Source organism: Bordetella sp. BOR01 (assembly GCF_019218885.1).
In the GTDB taxonomy this organism is placed as follows: Bacteria; Pseudomonadota; Gammaproteobacteria; order Burkholderiales; family Burkholderiaceae_B; genus Bordetella_A.
Map to the genome: position 1 here is coordinate 658,139 of NZ_JAHUWT010000001.1, position 17,019 is coordinate 675,157.

The following is a 17,019-nucleotide window of genomic DNA, read 5'->3' on the forward strand; positions in this document are numbered from 1 at the left end:
GTTCTGATGGATGCGTGCCGATTCGCGGTGCGGCCCGGCCGGATGGGCTCGGGCGCGCCGGGAGCTTCAGCGGATTACTTCTTGAAGAGCTTGCAAGACGATTCCGAGGGCTTGGTGTAGACCTCGTCGCCAGGCAGGTTGGCGACTACCTTGTAGTAGTCCCACGGCGCCTTGGACTCTTCAGGCGTCTTGACCTGCATCAGGTACATCTCGTGGATCATGCGGCCGTCTTCGCGCACATAGCCGTCCTTGGCGTAGAAGTCGTTGATCTTGTTCGACTTCATCCACTTCATCAGGGTGTCGGCATCGTCGGTGCCGGTGGCCTTGACGCCGTTCAGGTAGAACGTCACCGAGGAATAATCGGCGGCCTGCAGGCTGGACGGCTTGCGGTTGACCTTGGCCTCGAACTTCTTGGTCCAGGCGCGCGCGTCGTCGGATTGATCCCAGTACCAGCTATCGGTCAGGTACATGCCCTGCGTGGCTTGCAGGCCCAGCGAATGGATATCGTTGATGAAGATCAGCAGGCCGGCCATCTTCATGGTCTGGGTGACGCCGAACTCGTTGGCCGCCTTGATGGAATTGATGGTGTCGCCGCCCGCGTTGGCCAGGCCCAGGATCTGCGCGCCCGAGGCTTGCGCCTGCAGCAGGAACGACGAGAAATCGGAGGTGGCCAGCGGCGCGCGCACGGCACCCTTGACCTCTCCGCCTGCCGCCTTCACCACGGCGGTGGTGTCGCGCTCGAGCGCATGGCCGAAGGCGTAGTCGGCGGTCAGGAAGAACCAGGTCTTGCCGCCATTCTTCACCACGGCCGAGCCCGTGCCACGGGCCAGCGCCACGGTGTCGTAGGCGTAGTGCACGGTGTAGGGAGTGCATTGGGCGTTGGTCAAGTCCGAGGCGCCCGCGCCGATGGAAATGAACGGCTTTTTCTTCTCGGCCGCCACGACCGCCATGGCCAGGTTGGTGGCCGAATTGGTGCCGCCTATCAGTACGTCGAGTCCTTCCTGGTCGAACCATTCGCGTGCGCGGCTGGAGGCGATGTCGGCCTTGTTCTGGTGGTCGGCCGTGACCAGTTCGATCTTCTTGCCGTTGATGTTGCCGCCCGCGTCGGCAATAGCCATGCGGATCGCTTCCACCCCAGCCGGGCCGTCGATGTCGGAATACACGCCCGACATGTCCGTAATGAAACCGATGCGGATGACGTCGCCGGAGATGCCCTGCGCCTGGGCGGGTAGCCCTGCAAATCCCAGGCCGGCCAGGGCCAGTGCGGCAGTGATGTGATGCAGCTTCATGGGATGACTCCTTTGCTTCTCTGTGGGGATGCCGGCAATGCGGCGGATGACAGGATTTCTAAACACCCAGCAACTCGTTGAGCGTGTCCTGCTTCTGTTGAAGTTCACTGGCTTCGAAGTGCTCGACGATCTGGCCGTGTTCCATGACATAGAAACGGTCGGACAAGGGAGCGGCGAAGCGGAAATTCTGTTCGACCATGACAATGGTGTAGCCGCGCTGTTTCAAGGCGGTGATCATGCGCGCCAGCGCCTGCACGATGACCGGCGCCAGGCCTTCCGAGATCTCGTCCAGCAGCAGCAGGTTCGCACCCGTGCGCAAGATGCGCGCCACGGCCAGCATCTGCTGTTCGCCGCCCGACAGGCGCGTGCCCGGCGAATTGCGGCGCTCGTGCAGGTTGGGAAACATGTCGTAGATCTCGGTCAACGACATGCCGCCGCCCAGCGCGCCGCCCACAGGAGGCGGCAGCAGCAGGTTTTCTTCGCAGGACAGGCTGGCGAAGATGCCGCGTTCTTCGGGGCAGTAGCCCACGCCCAGGTGGGCGATCTTGTAGGTGGGCAGGTCGATGGCCTCGGTGCCATGGATGCGTACCGAGCCCTTGCGGGTGCCGGTCAGGCCCAGCACGGCGCGCAGGGTCGTGGTGCGGCCCGCGCCGTTGCGTCCCAGAAGCGTTACGACTTCGCCCTGGGCAATCTGCATGTCGACGCCGTGCAGGATGTGCGATTCGCCGTACCAGGCCTGCAGGCCGGATATCTGGAGTGCCGGGGTGCTCATGCATGGGCTCCTTGCAGTTCCCCCTCGGTGGTGCCCATGTAGGCCTGCATCACCGCAGGATGGCGCGACACCTCCGCATAAGGCCCTTCGGCCAGGACAGCACCGCGCGCCAGCACGGTAATGGTGTCGGCAATGGACGACACGACGTTCATATTGTGTTCAACCATCAGGATGGTGCGGCCCTGGCTTACCCGCTTGATCAACTGGGTGACGCGATCGACGTCCTCGTGGCCCATGCCCTGCGTGGGTTCGTCGAGCAGCATCAGTTCGGGGTCCATGGCCAGCGTGGTGGCGATCTCGAGGGCGCGCTTGCGCCCGTAGGGCAGGTTGATGGTGGTCTCGTCGGCGAATGCGCCCAGGTCGACCTGGTCCAGCAATTCGCGCGCGGCCGGGTCCAGCGCGGCCAGCGGTTTTTCGCTGCGCCAGAAGTGAAACGACAGGCCGGTCTTGCGTTGCAATCCGATACGTACGTTCTCGAGCACCGTCAGGTGCGGGAACACTGCCGAGATCTGGAACGAGCGTATGATGCCGCGCCGCGCGATCTGGGCAGGCCGGTCGCGGGTGATGTCGGTGCCGTTATAGATGATCTGGCCCGCGGTGGGCGCCAGGAACCTGGTCAGCAGGTTGAAGCAGGTGGTCTTGCCTGCGCCATTGGGGCCTATGAGCGCGTGGATCTGCCCGCGCTTGACGCGCAGGTCGACCCCGTTGACTGCAACGAAGCCGCGAAATTCTTTCGTGAGGCCTTTTGTCTCCAGGATAACGTCATCCATATCCGCGGCACCAGCGCTATATTTTTTAAGAGTTGCCGGCGAGTATGCGGACCTATCCCCCAAAATTCCATGAGGGTTTTTCATAGGTATTGCGCTGCGGCATCGCCGATTGTCGGGCAGCCGACAATGCGCGGCATGAACCCTTACTGCGGCAGGGTCTTTTGCTTGAACTCGCAAAGATCCGCGATGCCGCATTGCGGGCACTTCGGCTTGCGGGCCACGCAGATGTAGCGGCCGTGCAGGATCAGCCAGTGGTGCGCGTCCAGCATGTATTCGGCCGGTACGAACTTCTCGAGCTTGTGTTCGACTTCCAGCACGTTCTTGCCCGGCGCGATGCCGGTACGGTTCGAGACACGGAAAATATGCGTGTCGACCGCCATGGTGGGCTGGCCGAAAGCGGTATTGAGCACCACATTGGCCGTCTTGCGGCCCACGCCGGGCAGGGCCTCCAGCGCTTCGCGCGTCTGGGGCACTGCGCCGCCATGCTGTTCGAGCAGCAGCCGGCAAGTGGCGATGGCGTTCTTGGCCTTGGTACGGTACAGGCCGATGGTCTTGATGTAGGAGGCCAGCCCTTCTTCGCCCAGGTCCAGCATGGCTTGCGGCGTGCCGTAGCGCGGGAAGAACTTGCGCGTGGCCAGGTTCACCGATTTGTCGGTCGCCTGCGCGGACAACAGCACGGCGATCAGCAACTGGAAGGGCGTGTCGTATTCCAGTTCGGTGGTGGGATGGGGGTTGGCGGCTTGCAGGCGGGCAAAGATGGCTTGGCGCTTGGCGGCGTTCATGGGGGCGTGGTGGTGCGTCGGGCCCGGGCGCGCGCCAGGGCGGATTCAATGGTGGCGCGCTTGCGGGCGTCGTCGTCCGGCTGGGCAAGAACCGGCCGCGCTGCGGCCGGCCCGTCGTCGGGGGATGCCATCAGGCCCGCGTTGTCGGCGGTCTCGCGCGCCAGGCGGGCTTGCCGTGCATGATGGTGCTGGCGGCCGGCTTGCGCATCGGCCGGGGTCCAGGGCCGTCCGGCCGGCACCATCTCGATGCAATCGACCGGGCAGGGGGCCACGCATAGGTCGCAGCCCGTACACCAGTCGGCCAGCACGGTATGCATGCGCTTGTTGGCCCCCACGATGGCGTCCACCGGACAGGCGCGGATGCACAGCGTACAGCCGATGCAATGCGCTTCGTCGATGCGTGCCACGGTCAACGGGCCAGGAGTGCCGCGCGACAGGTCCAGCGGCAGCACGGCGGTGTCGAGCAGGGCCGCCAGCGCGGCGATGCCGTCCTCGCCGCCCGGCGGGCAGCGATTGATGGGGGCCGAGCCTGCGGCGATGGCCTGGGCATAAGGCTGGCAGCCGTCGTAACCGCATTTTGTGCACTGCGTCTGGGGCAGCAGGGCGTCTATGCGCTCGGCAAGGGAAGGACAGGACATGGCGGGTGTAGCAAGAACGGGCCGGCGCGGCCCGTATACGCCGGTACTATGCCTGGCGGATGAATTCCGCAATTTTAGGACAGATCATCTCGCGCCAGCGCCGGCCCGAGAAAATGCCGTAATGGCCGCAGCCTGGCGCGGTGTAGTGCTGCTTGCGGCCGGCCGGTATGCCGCGGCACAGGCCGATGGCCGCGCGCGTCTGCCCCTGGCCCGAGATATCGTCGAGCTCGCCCTCGATGGTAAGCAGGGCCACCTTCTTGATATCGGCGGGCCGCACGGCCTGGCCGCCGACTTGCCAGGTGCCGTTGGGCAACTGGAATTCCTGGAACACCACGCGGATAGTGTCCAGGTAAAACTCGGCGGGCATGTCCAGCACCGCGTTGTACTCGTCGTAGAAGCGGCGGTGCGCGGCTGCATCGCTGTCGTCGCCACGCAGCAGGTCCAGGTAGAAGTCGTAGTGCGATTTCAGGTGCCGGTCGGGGTTCATGGCGACGAAGCCCGCGTGCTGCAGGAAGCCGGGGTACACGCGCCGGCCCGCGCCGGGGTAGCGCGCCGGCACGGTGTCGATCAACTGGCCTTCGAACCAGGCATGGGGCTTGGTGGTGGCCAGCCGGTTGACCTGCGTGGGCGACTGGCGTGGGTCGATGGGGCCGCCCATCATCACCATGCTGCGCGGCTGCAGCCGATCGCCCGCCGAGGCCATCAGGGCGATGGCCGCCAGCACCGGCACGGTGGGCTGGCAAACCGATATCACGTGGACGTCGGGCCCCAGGTGGCGAATGAAGTCCTGGATATAGTGCACATAGTCGTCCAGGTGGAACGGCCCATGCGCCACGGGTACCATGCGCGCGTCGAGCCAGTCGGTGACGTACACCTCGTGGGCGGGCAGCAGGGCGCGCACGGTGTCGCGCAGCAGGGTGGCGTGATGTCCCGACAGGGGCGCCACCACCAGCACGCGGGGGTCGGCGCGGCGTGCGGCGCGCTTGAAATGCAGCAGGCGGCAGAACGGTTTTTCCAGCGCCACCGATTCGGCCACGCGCACGTCGCGGCCGTCGATGCGGGTCGATGGCAGCTTCCAGGCGGGTTTGCGGTATTCCTTGCCCAGCCGGTGCATGAGTTCGCAGCTTGCCGCCAATTGCCGTGACAGTGGCGTGTAGGCCAGCGGGCTATAGGGGTTGGAGAACAACTGTGAACCGGCATCGGTGAATGCGGCTAGGGGCGTCAGGAAGGCCCGCTGCAATTCGTGCAAGTGATACAGCATGTAGACGAGATTCCTAGGCTGGACGGGGGTGGATTATTACCATTGCGTGTAAGGATATATCCAATTCGTCTAGCTGCCCGGCACCAAGGGGGCCGTTTCTGTTGCGGAAAAACGACCCATCAGGCGTGTTTATTCGGGTTTACCAGTAGTTTTCGACGGCCAGATTGCCGGGAATGCCTCGGCGGCCCGGCGCGAAGCCCCGCTCGGAAAGCAGTTTGCGGGCATCGGACAACATGGCCGGATTGCCGCACAGCATGATTTTCGATTGCTGCGGGTCGAGCGTTTCGCCGGCCAGTTGTTCCAGGCGGCCATCGGCGATCAGTGTGGTCAGCCGCGCCTGGGGCGCCCCCGGCAAGGCCTCGCGGGTGGCGATGGGCAGGTACACCAGCTTGTGCGGGTCTTGCTCGAAGAACCGGGCATAGGCCGGCTGCTTGTGCCATTGCAGGATTTCGTCGCGGTAGGCCAGTTCGCTGGCCGAACGCACGCCGTGCACCAGCACGATGCGCCGGAAGGCCTGCCACGTGGCCGGATCGCGCAGGATGGACAGGTAGGCCGACAGCCCCGTGCCCGTGGCCAGCAGCCATAGATCGCCGCCCGGGGCAAAGCGGTCGATGGTCAGGAAGCCGAAGGGGTTTTTCTCGATATACAGGGCATCACCCGGCTGCAACTGCGCCAGCCGCGGGCTGAACAGCCCTTCGGGCACCACGATGGAATAGAACTCCAGCCTGTCTTCATGCGGCGCCGACACCATCGAATAGGCGCGCCAAACCGTGGGCGGCGCATCGGGGGCGTCGTCGGCGGGCAGCCCCACACGGGCAAATTGCCCGGCCTGGAACCGGAAGGCCGGGTCGCGGGTGACACGCACCGAGAACAGCTTGCCCGGCACCCAGGTATGGATGTGGGTGACGGTTTGGCGCGTGTACTTGGAATCGGTCATCTAGTGAATATGTGGCGCGTCAGGCGGCGCGGCCGTGCCCGCTACTTTTCCAGATGCTGCAGCTTGTCTTGCACGCCGTTCCATTCGTCGGCGTCGGGCAGCGGCTTCTTGGCGCGGCTGATGGGGGCGAATTCGGGCGTCAGTTCGGCATTCAGGGCGATGAACTGGACCTGGTCCTGGGGGACGTCTTCTTCGGCGTAGATGGCGTTCGCCGGGCATTCGGGAATGCAGACGGCGCAGTCGATGCATTCGTCGGGGTCGATGACCAGGAAATTCGGCCCCTCACGGAAGCAGTCTACGGGGCACACGTCGACACAATCGGTGTACTTGCATTTGATACAGTTTTCGGTAACGACGTGGGTCATTCAGGACTCCGACAAGCAACAGCTTTTTTAACCTTTGCAGGATTTTACCCAATGCGGCGGGCAGGGGCGACCATAACCCTGGCCACGGTAGTGCCGTGCCCAGGCCGAAGCGGCGGGCTGCTTATGCTATGGTGTGACGAAACGAACCGCGCCCGAACCGCGCCATCATGATTATTACTTCGCTGCTCGACACCGATCTGTACAAGTTCAGCATGATGCAAGTGGTGCTGCATCATTTTCCCGCGGCCCAGGTCGAGTACCGCTATAAATGCCGTACCCCTGGCGTGAACCTGCAGCCTTACCTGGACGAGATCCGAGCCGAAGTACACGAATTGTGCCAGTTGCGCTTCACTCAGGCCGAGCTGCAATACCTGGGCGGCTTGCGCTTTATCAAGAGCGACTTCGTCGACTTCCTGGGCTTGTTCCATATGCCCGAGCGCTGCATTTCCATTGGCGAAGGCGAGCTTCCGGGCGAAATCGCCATTACGGTCAAGGGGCCATGGCTGCACACGATCTTGTTCGAGATCCCGGTGCTGGCCATCGTCAACGAAGTGTATTTCCGCAATACGCGCCGTTATCCCGACTGGGAAGAAGGGCGCCAGCGCCTGCAATCGAAGATGCATCTGGTGCTCGACGATCCGGCACTGGCCGATTTCCGCGTGGCCGAGTACGGTACGCGGCGGCGCTTCTCGAAGCTGTGGCACGAAGAAATCGTGTCGACCCTGAAGGGCCAGATGGGCGTGCATTTCGCCGGCACCAGCAATGTGCTGCTGGCAATGCAGCACAATGTGCTGCCGCTGGGCACCATGGGCCACGAATACTTGCAGGCCTGCCAGGCATTGGGGCCGCGGCTGCGCGATTCGCAAGTGTTCGCGCTGGAAGTCTGGGCCAAGGAATACCGCGGCGACCTGGGCATTGCGCTGTCCGACGTGTACGGCATGGATGCCTTCCTGCGCGATTTCGACATGTATTTCTGCAAGCTGTTCGACGGCGCGCGCCACGATTCGGGCGATCCGTTCACGTGGGGCGAACGGCTGCTGGAACACTACCGCAACAACCGTGTCGATCCGCGCGCCAAGACGCTGGTGTTCTCGGATTCGCTGACCTTCCCGCGCGCGATCGAGCTTGCCCGCCAGTTCGCCGGCCGCTGCAAAGTGTCGTTCGGCATAGGCACCAACCTGACCAACGACCTGGGCCACGAGCCGCTGCAGATCGTGATGAAAATGGTCCGCTGCAATGGCCAGCCGGTCGCCAAGGTGTCCGATGCGCCCGAAAAAACCATGTGCGACGACCCTGCCTACCTGGCCTACCTGCGCCAGGTCTTCCAGTTGCCGCCGGCCTGAAGCGGCGGCGCGGCGCCATCCCAATTTTTGCCAACCATTCTCTCAGGGGATATGCAATGAGCAGTATCAAGCGCGTCAATGTGGAAAAACGGCTGTCTGACATGGCCTTGTACAACGGCGTGGCCTATCTGGCCGGCCAAGTGCCCGACGACGCCTCGCTGGACATGGCCGGCCAGACCCGCCAGGTCCTGGCCACCATCGACCGCCTGTTGGCCGAGGCCGGCAGCGACAAGAGCAAGATCCTGATGGCCCAGATCTTCGTGGCCAACATGAAAGAGTTCGACGCCATGAACCAGGCCTGGGATGCCTGGGTGGCCGCCGGCAATGCGCCGCCGCGCGCCACGGTGGAAGCCCGCCTGGCCAACCCGGACTTCAAGGTCGAGATCGTGGTGACTGCCGCGGTGGCTTGATCGCGGGTCGGCTGCGCTTGCCAGGGCCTCCGGTTTCCGGAGGCCTTTTTGTTGGGCAGGCCCGGGATCGTGCCGGCCGGGCACGCCGCTTGCGGACAGTCCGGCGGCGGCCCGTTGGCCGTCCTGACAACGATAAGGAGCTCGCCATGGGCACTGTGCTGCTGATCATCCTGATTCTGCTACTGATCGGGGCTTTTCCAAGTTGGCCGCATAGCCGCGGCTGGGGGTACTACCCGAGCGGCCTGCTGGGCATCGTGGTCATCATCCTGATCGTGATGCTGCTGACAGGCAGGTTATAGCGTCACGCCTCGGCGGCCAGCAGGGTGGCGGCCAACAGGCCGCCCAGTTCTTCGCAGCGTTGTAGCGCGTCGGCAGGCACGGTCTTGGGGGCCAGGATGGCTTCGGGTGTCTGGGCGCCGTTGCGCTCGATCAGCGCGGGCGCCGCCGCGCGCAGCCGCCAACCGGTGCAGATGCGCTCGGCCTGCCGGGCCGCACCGGCCCCGTCAGTGCCGGCACTGATCGCCAGGGCGTAAGGCCGGCCTTCGATGCGATCGAGTGCGCCGTAATAGCAGCGGTCGAAGAATTCCTTCATTTCGCCGCTCAGGCTTGCCAGGTTCTCGGGCGCGCAGAACAGGTATCCGTCGGCATCCAGCAGGTCGACCGGCTCGACCATCCGGGCGCGCCGCAGCTTCACCTGCAAGTGGTCGGCCTGCTCCAGCGCAATGGCGGCTTGCCGCGCGCCGCGCACCAGCGAGCGGGCCATCTTCCTGGCCGCGCCGGTGCGCGAATGCCAGACGATAAGCAGGTGTTTCATGCCCGCACCTGGCCCATGGGCCGCTCTTGGCGGGCCAACGGATCTTGCCGGTAATAGGCTTGCAGCAATGCATACCATTCGGGCAAGGTCTGGGCCAGCGGAGCCGGGTCGACAAAAAAATGCTCGGAACTGACCGCGAAGAACTCTGCTTCGTCGGTAGCCGCGTATGGGTCCAGCGGCAATTGTCCGTACCAGGCGCCGGCCGCGTCGCTTTCCGGGTCCACGTCGGGCGGAATGGCGGCCTCTACCGCGTCGAGCGCGGCGATGAAGCGGTCCAGGCTGTCGTCAAGCACGCGCCGCCAGGTACGTGGGGCCAGGCCGGCATGGGCACCCAGGTCGGGCATGCCGTCGGCATGGCCCGATCGCAGGTCGAGCTTGTGGGCGAATTCGTGGATGACGACGTTGAAGGCGGTTCCGTTGGGCAGGGCGTCGGCCCACGACAGGATGACCGGGCCGCCATCCCAGGCTTCGCCAGCGGCGGCTTCATCGTATTCATGCACGATGCCCATGTCGTCCTGGCGCACTCGTGGAATCGAGAAACCTTCGGGATACACGATGATCTCGTCCCAGCCCTCGTACAGGGCGGGCGGCAGGTTCAGGATGGGCAGGGCGGCCTGGGCGGCGATCGACAGGCGCATGAAGTCGCTCAATTCCAGCCCGCGGGCGCCGTTGAGATTCTTGCTGGCCAGCAGCCAGGCGGCGCGCGCCTGCAACTGGTCGCGCTCGGCCGGGTCCAGCACGGACAGGAAGGGATGCGCATGCAACACTTGCGCCCACAGCTCGGGCACAATGCGGGCCTGTACCTGGGCTACCGCTGCTGCGCCCGCTCCTCGGCCTTTCAGCCATCGCAACATAACTCTGGGTTCCTTGATCATGCCTCGCCGCGCGGGCGTTGCGGCGTTTGAGCTTAGTGTAGAGTGTAGGAAAATTTCGATTTCTTGCCGGTCATTTCGCACGCGATGTCCGTAACTTCCGATACCGATGCGTTCTCGCCGTTCGATGACGCCTGGCGCCAGAGTGCCGGGGCCGGTCTCGAGCCCGATGCATTGGCCCGCATCGAGCGGGCGGTGGCCTGGGCCATGCCGCAGTTCGCCGGCCAGCGCGCGGCCACGGGCGAGCCCCTGGCCCACCACGCCGCTGGCGCGGCATGCATCCTGGCCGGCCTGCAAACCGATACCCCTACCCGTATCGCCGCCTTGCTGGCGGCGCTGCCGACCGACTTGTCGTCGCCGGCGCCATTGCGCAACGACCCGATAGCCGCCGAGTTCGGCCCCGAGGTGGCCCGCCTGGTGCAGGGTGCGCGTGCCTTGCTCAGGCTGGGCATGGTGGCGCGCCATGCCAGCGACAGCGAGGCCGACAGCGGCGACCAGAAAGAAATGCAGCGCAAGATGCTGCTGGCCATGGCGGCCGACCTGCGCATTGTGCTGATGCGCCTGGCCTCGCGCCTGCAGACGCTGCGCTGGCACGCCGAATCCAAGACCCCCTGCGCGCCGGCCTTCGCCCAGGAATCGCTCGACCTGTATGCGCCGTTGGCCAACCGGCTGGGCATCTGGCAGGTCAAGTGGGAAATGGAAGACCTGGCCTTCCGCTTTCTCGAGCCCGATCGGTACAAGCAGATCGCGCGCCTGCTCGAAGAAAAGCGCGTCGAGCGCGAAGCCTTCATCGCCGACGCCATCGCGCGCCTGCAGGCGGCGCTGGCCAAGGCCGGCATCCATGCCGAAGTCAGCGGCCGGCCCAAGCATATCTACAGCATCTGGAACAAGATGCGCCTGAAGGGGCTGGAGTTCTCGCAGTTGTACGACCTGCGCGCCCTGCGGGTCATTGTGGATGACGTGCGCGACTGCTTTACCGCGCTGGGCATGGTGCACGACATGTGGATACCGATGCCCGATGAGTTCGACGACTATATATCGCGGCCCAAGCCCAACGGCTACCGGTCGTTGCATACCGTGGTGGCCGACGACGACGGCCGGCCGTTCGAAGTGCAGATCCGCACGCGCGGCATGCACCAGTTCGCCGAATACGGCATGGCCGCGCACTGGCGCTACAAAGAAGCGGGCGCCAAGGGCGGGCAGGTGGCCGCCTCGAGCGAATACGATCGCCAGTTGTCCTGGATGCGCCAGTTGCTGGCCTGGGGCACCGACATCGAAGCCGGCGGCAAAAAAGCCGCGCCCACCCGTTCCCCGCGCGACGAACGCATCTACGTGTTGACGCCGCAGGCCCGCGTCATCGAACTGCCGGCCGGTGCCACGCCGGTCGATTTCGCCTATCACCTGCATACTGACCTGGGCCACCGCTGCCGCGGCGCCCGGGTCGATGGGCAGATGGTGCCCCTGCAAACCCGCCTGGCCACCGGCCAGACGGTTGAAATCATTGCCGCCAAGTCGGGCGGCCCGTCGCGCGACTGGCTCAATCCGCAACTGGGCTTCCTGGCCAGCCCGCGGGCACGCGCCAAGGTGCGCATGTGGTTCAACGCCATCGAACTGCAGCAGCGCATCACGACCGGCCAGGCGCTGGTCGAAAAAGAGCTGCAGCGGCTGGGCAAGACCGCCGTCAATCTCGATCAGCTGGCGCAGAACCTGGGATTCGCGCGGGCCGATGACCTGTACGTGGCAGCCGCCAAAGACGAATTCAGCCTGCGCCAGATCGACGCGGTGTTCCAGCAGCCGGCGCCCGAAGCCGAGCCCGAGGCGGCCGACCTGGCCAATGCACACAGTGCCGACAGCGCCGCGCGCAGCGGCAAGAGCGGGGTGCTGGTGGTGGGGGTGGACTCGCTGCTGACCCAGTTGGCGCGCTGCTGCCGGCCCGCGCCGCCCGACGAGATCGCCGGTTTCGTCACGCGCGGCCGAGGCGTGTCCATCCACCGGATTGGCTGCCGCAGCTATCAGGCGCTGGCTGCGCGCGAACCGGAACGGGTCATCGACGTGACCTGGGGCCATACCACCGAGACTTTTTACCCGGTGGATATCAGCGTGCATGCGCATGACCGGTCCGGCCTGCTGCGCGACTTGTCCGAAGTGTTCGCGCGGCAGCGCCTGAACGTGGTGGGCGTCAATACCCAAAGCCGCCAGTCGCTGGCGCACATGATCTTCACAGTCGAGGTGCGCGGCGGCGAGTCGCTGGGCAAGGCGCTGGCGGCCCTGTCCGAGGTGCCGGGGGTGACTTCCGCGGTACGTCACTGACCGCCGGCCACGGGGCGCGGCGCCCGGCTGTTCTGGCCTACACTCGGTGTTTTACCCGTCGAGAATCGTCACATGGATACGCGTACCTGGCTGCAAACGCTGGTTGGCATCGATACCACCAGCCGCAACTCGAACCTGGGCCTGATCGAGACGGTGCGGGACAAGCTCAAGGCCCAGGGCGTAGAGGCCTGGCTGGCCCACAATGCCGATCGCAGCAAGGCCAATCTGTTCGCCACGCTGCCGGCCAGCGATGGAAACGAGCAGGGCGGCATCGTGCTGTCGGGCCATACCGACGTGGTACCGGTCGATGGCCAGGCCTGGTCCACCGACCCCTTCGGGCTGGCCGAGGCCGATGGCCGGCTGTATGGCCGGGGCACGTGCGACATGAAGGGGTTCATCGCCGCCTCATTGGCGCTGGTGCCCGAATACCTGGCCATGCCGCGCAAGAAGCCGATTCATCTGGCGTTTTCGTATGACGAGGAAGTGGGCTGCGTCGGGGCCCCGGTGATGCTGGCCGAACTGGTCGAGCGCGGTATCCGGCCCGACGGCTGCGTGGTGGGCGAGCCCACCGGCATGCAGGTGGTCGTCGCGCACAAGGGCATCAACCTGTTCCGTTGCTGTGTCCAGGGCAAGGCGGCGCATTCGTCGCTGACCCCGCGCGGCTGCAACGCCATCGAGTACGCGGCGCGCCTGATCTGCCGTATCCGCGAAATGGCTGACGCCTTCAAGGCCCAGGGGCCTTACGACGAGTTCTACGACGTTCAGTATTCCACCATGACCACCAACCTGATCCAGGGCGGCATCGCGGTCAATACCATTCCCGAGCGCTGCGAGTTCTCGTACGAATTCCGCAATCTGCCGGGCATGCCGGCCGACCAGATCCAGGCCCAGGTCGAGCGCTATGTACAGGAAACGCTGTTGCCGGCCATGCGGGCGGAATTCGACGGGGCGCGCATTGACATCCAGACCGGTGCCAAGGCGCCGGGGCTGGATGCCTCTGAAGAGGCCGCCATCACGCAACTGGCGCGCGCCCTGACCGATGACCGCGCCACCCGCAAGGTGGCCTATGGCACCGAGGCCGGCCTGTTCCAGGGCATCGGCGTACCCACGGTGGTATGCGGGCCCGGGCACATCGAGCAGGCGCACAAGCCTGACGAATACGTGGCCCTGGACCAGCTTGCGGCTTGCGAAAAGTTCTTGCGCCGCCTGGGGCAGTCGCTGGCGTAGGGCAGGCCACCCTTATGCTCGGGTAAAATGGCGGGTTGCGAAGCGGGCTTCGCGGCCAACGGTGTGTTTGCCGCCTGCCCAGGAGAAACTGGTGAAATCTTACGATCTTCCGGATGCCCAGGGCCATTTCGGCCAATATGGGGGCGTGTTCGTCGCCGAAACGCTGATGCACGCGCTCGACGAGCTGCGCGCGGCCTATGAACGCTGCCGGCTCGACCCCAAGTTCGTCGAAGCCTTCAACTACGAACTCAAGCATTTCGTCGGGCGTCCCAGCCCCGTCTACCATGCGTCCCGCTGGTCGCGCGAACTGGGCGGCGCACAGATCTGGTTCAAGCGCGAAGACCTGAACCATACCGGCGCGCACAAGGTCAACAATTGCATCGGCCAGGCCCTGCTGGCCCGCCACATGGGCAAGCCGCGCGTCATCGCCGAAACCGGCGCCGGCCAGCATGGCGTGGCCACCGCCACGGTGGCGGCCCGCTATGGCATGGAATGCGTGGTCTACATGGGCAGCGAAGACGTCCGGCGCCAGGCTTCCAACGTGTACCGCATGAAATTGCTGGGCGCCACGGTGGTGCCGGTCGAATCGGGCTCGCGCACCCTGAAAGACGCGTTGAACGAAGCCATGCGCGACTGGGTCACCAACGTCGAGAACACGTTCTACATCATCGGCACGGTGGCCGGGCCCGATCCCTACCCCCGCATGGTGCGCGACTTCCAGACCGTCATCGGCAACGAATGCCTGGCCCAGATGCCCCAGGATGCCGGCCGCCAGCCCGACTACATCGTGGCCTCGGTGGGCGGCGGGTCGAACGCCATGGGCATCTTCTACCCGTACATCCCCTACGAAGACGTGCAACTGGTGGGCGTGGAAGCGGCTGGCGAGGGCATGGACACCGGGCGCCACGCGGCCTCGCTGGCGGCCGGACAAGTGGGCGTGCTGCACGGCAACCGCACTTACGTCATGCAGGATGCCGACGGCCAGGTGCAGGAAACCCATTCGGTCTCGGCCGGGCTCGACTACCCCGGCGTGGGCCCCGAGCATGCCTGGCTGAAAGACAGCGGGCGCGCCCAATACGTGGGCATCACCGACGACGAGGCCCTGGCCGCGTTCCACGACTGCTGCCGCATCGAAGGCATCATGCCGGCGCTCGAATCTGCGCATGCCATCGCGCAGGCCGTGAAAATGGCCCCCACGCTGCCGCAAGACAAAATCATCCTGGTCAACTTATCGGGCCGGGGCGACAAAGACATGCACACCGTCGCCGAGCGCGCGGGTATCCAGTTCTGACACCATGACGACCCGAACCGATCGCATCGCCGCTGCGTTTTCCCGTGTGGCCGAATCTGGCCGCTCGGCCGCGCTGATCCCCTACATTGCCGCCGGCGACCCTTCCCCGCAAGCGACCGTGCCGCTGATGCATGCCCTGGCGCAGGCCGGCGCCGACATCATCGAGCTGGGCGTGCCGTTTTCCGATCCCATGGCCGATGGCCCTGTCATCCAGCGCGCCGCCGAGCGCGCCATCGCCCAGGGCGTGGGCCTGCGCCGCGTGCTCGAGCTGGTCGCCCAGTTCCGCCGCGACGACACGGCCACGCCGGTGGTGTTGATGGGCTATGCCAACCCCATCGAACGCATGGGCCAGCAGGCGTTTGCCAATGCCGCCCAAGAGGCGGGCGTCGACGGCGTGCTGGTGGTCGATTACCCGCCGGAAGAAATCGATGCCTTCGCCGGGCAGTTGCAGGCATGCGGCATCGCGCCCATTTTCCTGCTGGCGCCCACGTCCACCGATGCGCGCATCCAGGCCATTGCCCGCATTGCGCGCGGCTATGTCTATTACGTGTCGCTCAAGGGGGTTACCGGTTCAGGCAGCCTGAACACCGACGACGTTGCGGCGCGCCTGGCGCTGATCCGACGCCACGTCAGCATCCCCGTAGGAGTGGGCTTTGGCATCCGCGACGCGGCCAGCGCCCAGAATATCGCCCGGGCGGCCGACGCCGTGGTCATCGGCAGCAAGCTTATCGAAACCATGGAGCAGGCGGTGGCCACCGCGCCTGCCGGCAAGCAGACCGAGGCCGCCATTACCGCCGCCAGCCTATGGCTGGCCGGCATCCGGCAGGCACTCGACCAAGTCAAACGAGATAATCCGCCGGCCTGAAGCCGCCGTGCGCTGTCTCTTAACGGAAGAACGACAATGAGCTGGATCGAAAAACTCCTGCCTCCCCGCATCAACAAAACCAGCGACAGCGGTGCGCGGCGCGTGCCCGAGGGCCTGTGGGTCAAGTGCCCGTCGTGCGAGTCGGTGCTGTATAGCGAAGACCTGGCGGCCAATCTGCATGTTTGCCCCAAGTGCGACCATCACATGCGCATCGGTTCGCGCGCCCGGCTCGATTCGCTGCTCGATGTCGAGGGCCGGGTCGAAATCGGCCAGAACACGCGTTCGGTGGATACGCTGAAATTCAAGGACACGCGCAAGTATCCCGAGCGCATCCAGGAAGCCATGAAGCAAACCAGCGAAACCGATGCGCTGGTGGTCATGAGCGGCTCGATCCGCGGCGTGCCTACGGTGGTGGCCTGCTTCGAGTTCGAATTCATGGGCGGTTCGATGGGCTCGGTGGTGGGCGAACGTTTTGCCCGTGGCGCCCAAATGGCCCTGGACAACAAAACCCCATTCATCTGCGTGGCTGCCTCGGGCGGCGCGCGCATGCAGGAAAGCCTGTTGTCGCTGATGCAGATGGCCAAGACCAACGCCATGCTGACCCGGCTGTCGGCCGAAGGGCTGCCGTTCATCAGCGTGCTGACCGACCCCACCATGGGCGGCGTATCGGCCAGTTTCGCCTTCATGGGCGACGTGGTCATCGCCGAGCCCAAGGCCTTGATCGGCTTCGCCGGCCCCCGCGTCATCGAGCAGACCGTACGCGAAAAGCTGCCCGAAGGCTTCCAGCGCGCCGAATTCCTGCTGCAAAAAGGAGCCATCGACATGGTGGTCGACCGGCGCCAGTTGCGGGAAGAAATCGCCCGCCTGCTGGCCTTGCTGACGGACCAGCCTGCTGACGTCGTCACGGCCTGAAACCTGATATTTCCAGGGCGATATTTCCATATCGCACTGGAATCCATCGTGGTCTCACCACTCGATGTCGAATTTTCTCGCCGCACTGTTGCCTGGCTTATACAGGGTATGACGGAGGACGTGGAATTTCTGATATGTTTACCGGTGCGTAAAAAACACAG

General features: G+C 65.1%; 18 protein-coding genes. 8 read left to right on the forward strand and 10 right to left on the reverse strand.

All coding sequences use genetic code 11. From position 1 onward, the window contains the following. Positions 1-74: 74 nt before the first annotated feature. The 8 genes from KW845_RS03145 to fdxA all read right to left on the reverse strand — a co-directional run bounded on the left by KW845_RS03145 (position 75) and on the right by fdxA (position 6,814). Positions 75-1,289: an ABC transporter substrate-binding protein gene (locus KW845_RS03145; RefSeq protein ID WP_218367709.1), complete on the reverse strand. Its 1,215-nt coding sequence runs from the start codon at positions 1,287-1,289 to the stop codon at positions 75-77. Between the two features lie 58 nt (positions 1,290-1,347). Further along, positions 1,348-2,061, reverse strand: a complete 714-nt coding sequence (locus KW845_RS03150) for an ABC transporter ATP-binding protein (RefSeq protein WP_218367710.1) — start codon at positions 2,059-2,061, stop codon at positions 1,348-1,350. Next, complete coding sequence (locus KW845_RS03155; RefSeq protein WP_218367711.1) at positions 2,058-2,831, reverse strand: ABC transporter ATP-binding protein; 774 nt, start codon at positions 2,829-2,831, stop codon at positions 2,058-2,060. The genes KW845_RS03150 and KW845_RS03155 overlap by 4 nt, the downstream gene beginning before the upstream one ends. A 143-nt stretch (positions 2,832-2,974) precedes the next feature. Beyond that, on the reverse strand, positions 2,975-3,613 hold the full coding sequence (gene nth / locus KW845_RS03160) for an endonuclease III (protein ID WP_218367712.1): 639 nt from the start codon (positions 3,611-3,613) through the stop codon (positions 2,975-2,977). Beyond that, on the reverse strand, positions 3,610-4,251 hold the full coding sequence (rsxB, locus tag KW845_RS03165; RefSeq protein ID WP_218367713.1) for an electron transport complex subunit RsxB: 642 nt from the start codon (positions 4,249-4,251) through the stop codon (positions 3,610-3,612). The genes nth and rsxB overlap by 4 nt, the downstream gene beginning before the upstream one ends. Before the next feature lie 46 nt (positions 4,252-4,297). After that, the gene (locus KW845_RS03170) at positions 4,298-5,512 is read right to left on the reverse strand and encodes a polyhydroxyalkanoate depolymerase (RefSeq protein WP_218367714.1); all 1,215 of its coding nucleotides are present in this window, start codon (positions 5,510-5,512) and stop codon (positions 4,298-4,300) included. A gap of 139 nt (positions 5,513-5,651) precedes the next feature. Beyond that, a complete protein-coding gene (locus KW845_RS03175) occupies positions 5,652-6,449 on the reverse strand; it encodes a ferredoxin--NADP reductase (RefSeq protein ID WP_218367715.1) in 798 nt (265 codons plus the stop codon). A 41-nt stretch (positions 6,450-6,490) separates the two neighbouring features. Then, complete coding sequence (fdxA, locus tag KW845_RS03180; RefSeq protein WP_207406226.1) at positions 6,491-6,814, reverse strand: ferredoxin FdxA; 324 nt, start codon at positions 6,812-6,814, stop codon at positions 6,491-6,493. Positions 6,815-6,981: 167 nt separating this feature from the next. Here fdxA and pncB point away from each other — a divergent pair, with 167 nt between their 5' ends. The 3 genes from pncB to KW845_RS03195 all read left to right on the forward strand — a co-directional run bounded on the left by pncB (position 6,982) and on the right by KW845_RS03195 (position 8,866). Next, a complete protein-coding gene (pncB, locus tag KW845_RS03185; RefSeq protein ID WP_218367716.1) occupies positions 6,982-8,157 on the forward strand; it encodes a nicotinate phosphoribosyltransferase in 1,176 nt (391 codons plus the stop codon). Between the two features lie 56 nt (positions 8,158-8,213). After that, positions 8,214-8,567: a RidA family protein gene (locus KW845_RS03190; RefSeq protein ID WP_218367717.1), complete on the forward strand. Its 354-nt coding sequence runs from the start codon at positions 8,214-8,216 to the stop codon at positions 8,565-8,567. A gap of 146 nt (positions 8,568-8,713) precedes the next feature. Continuing rightward, positions 8,714-8,866 (forward strand): DUF3309 domain-containing protein, encoded by a 153-nt coding sequence (locus KW845_RS03195; protein ID WP_218367718.1) that lies wholly within the window; start codon positions 8,714-8,716, stop codon positions 8,864-8,866. A 2-nt stretch (positions 8,867-8,868) separates the two neighbouring features. On the opposite strand, the gene KW845_RS03200 is transcribed toward KW845_RS03195, so the two are convergent. Together KW845_RS03200 and KW845_RS03205 are read right to left on the reverse strand one after the other, a co-directional pair. Further along, positions 8,869-9,381 (reverse strand): flavodoxin family protein, encoded by a 513-nt coding sequence (locus KW845_RS03200; protein WP_218367719.1) that lies wholly within the window; start codon positions 9,379-9,381, stop codon positions 8,869-8,871. Then, a complete protein-coding gene (locus tag KW845_RS03205) occupies positions 9,378-10,235 on the reverse strand; it encodes a zinc-dependent peptidase (protein ID WP_218367720.1) in 858 nt (285 codons plus the stop codon). The genes KW845_RS03200 and KW845_RS03205 overlap by 4 nt, the downstream gene beginning before the upstream one ends. 105 nt (positions 10,236-10,340) lie before the next feature. On the opposite strand from KW845_RS03205, the gene KW845_RS03210 reads away from it, so the two are divergent. The 5 genes from KW845_RS03210 to accD all read left to right on the forward strand — a co-directional run bounded on the left by KW845_RS03210 (position 10,341) and on the right by accD (position 16,858). Continuing rightward, positions 10,341-12,563, forward strand: coding sequence for a bifunctional (p)ppGpp synthetase/guanosine-3',5'-bis(diphosphate) 3'-pyrophosphohydrolase (locus KW845_RS03210; RefSeq protein WP_218367721.1), 2,223 nt, complete (start codon positions 10,341-10,343; stop codon positions 12,561-12,563). A gap of 72 nt (positions 12,564-12,635) precedes the next feature. Next, positions 12,636-13,790: an acetylornithine deacetylase gene (gene argE, locus KW845_RS03215; protein ID WP_218367722.1), complete on the forward strand. Its 1,155-nt coding sequence runs from the start codon at positions 12,636-12,638 to the stop codon at positions 13,788-13,790. A gap of 91 nt (positions 13,791-13,881) precedes the next feature. Continuing rightward, positions 13,882-15,081, forward strand: a complete 1,200-nt coding sequence (gene trpB, locus KW845_RS03220; protein WP_218367723.1) for a tryptophan synthase subunit beta — start codon at positions 13,882-13,884, stop codon at positions 15,079-15,081. A 4-nt stretch (positions 15,082-15,085) separates the two neighbouring features. Next, positions 15,086-15,946 carry a tryptophan synthase subunit alpha gene (gene trpA / locus KW845_RS03225; protein ID WP_218367724.1) on the forward strand — a complete coding sequence of 287 codons (861 nt, stop codon included), beginning with the start codon at positions 15,086-15,088 and terminating at the stop codon, positions 15,944-15,946. Between the two features lie 36 nt (positions 15,947-15,982). Next, complete coding sequence (gene accD / locus KW845_RS03230; protein ID WP_218367725.1) at positions 15,983-16,858, forward strand: acetyl-CoA carboxylase, carboxyltransferase subunit beta; 876 nt, start codon at positions 15,983-15,985, stop codon at positions 16,856-16,858. The last annotated feature ends 161 nt before the right edge of the window (positions 16,859-17,019 follow it).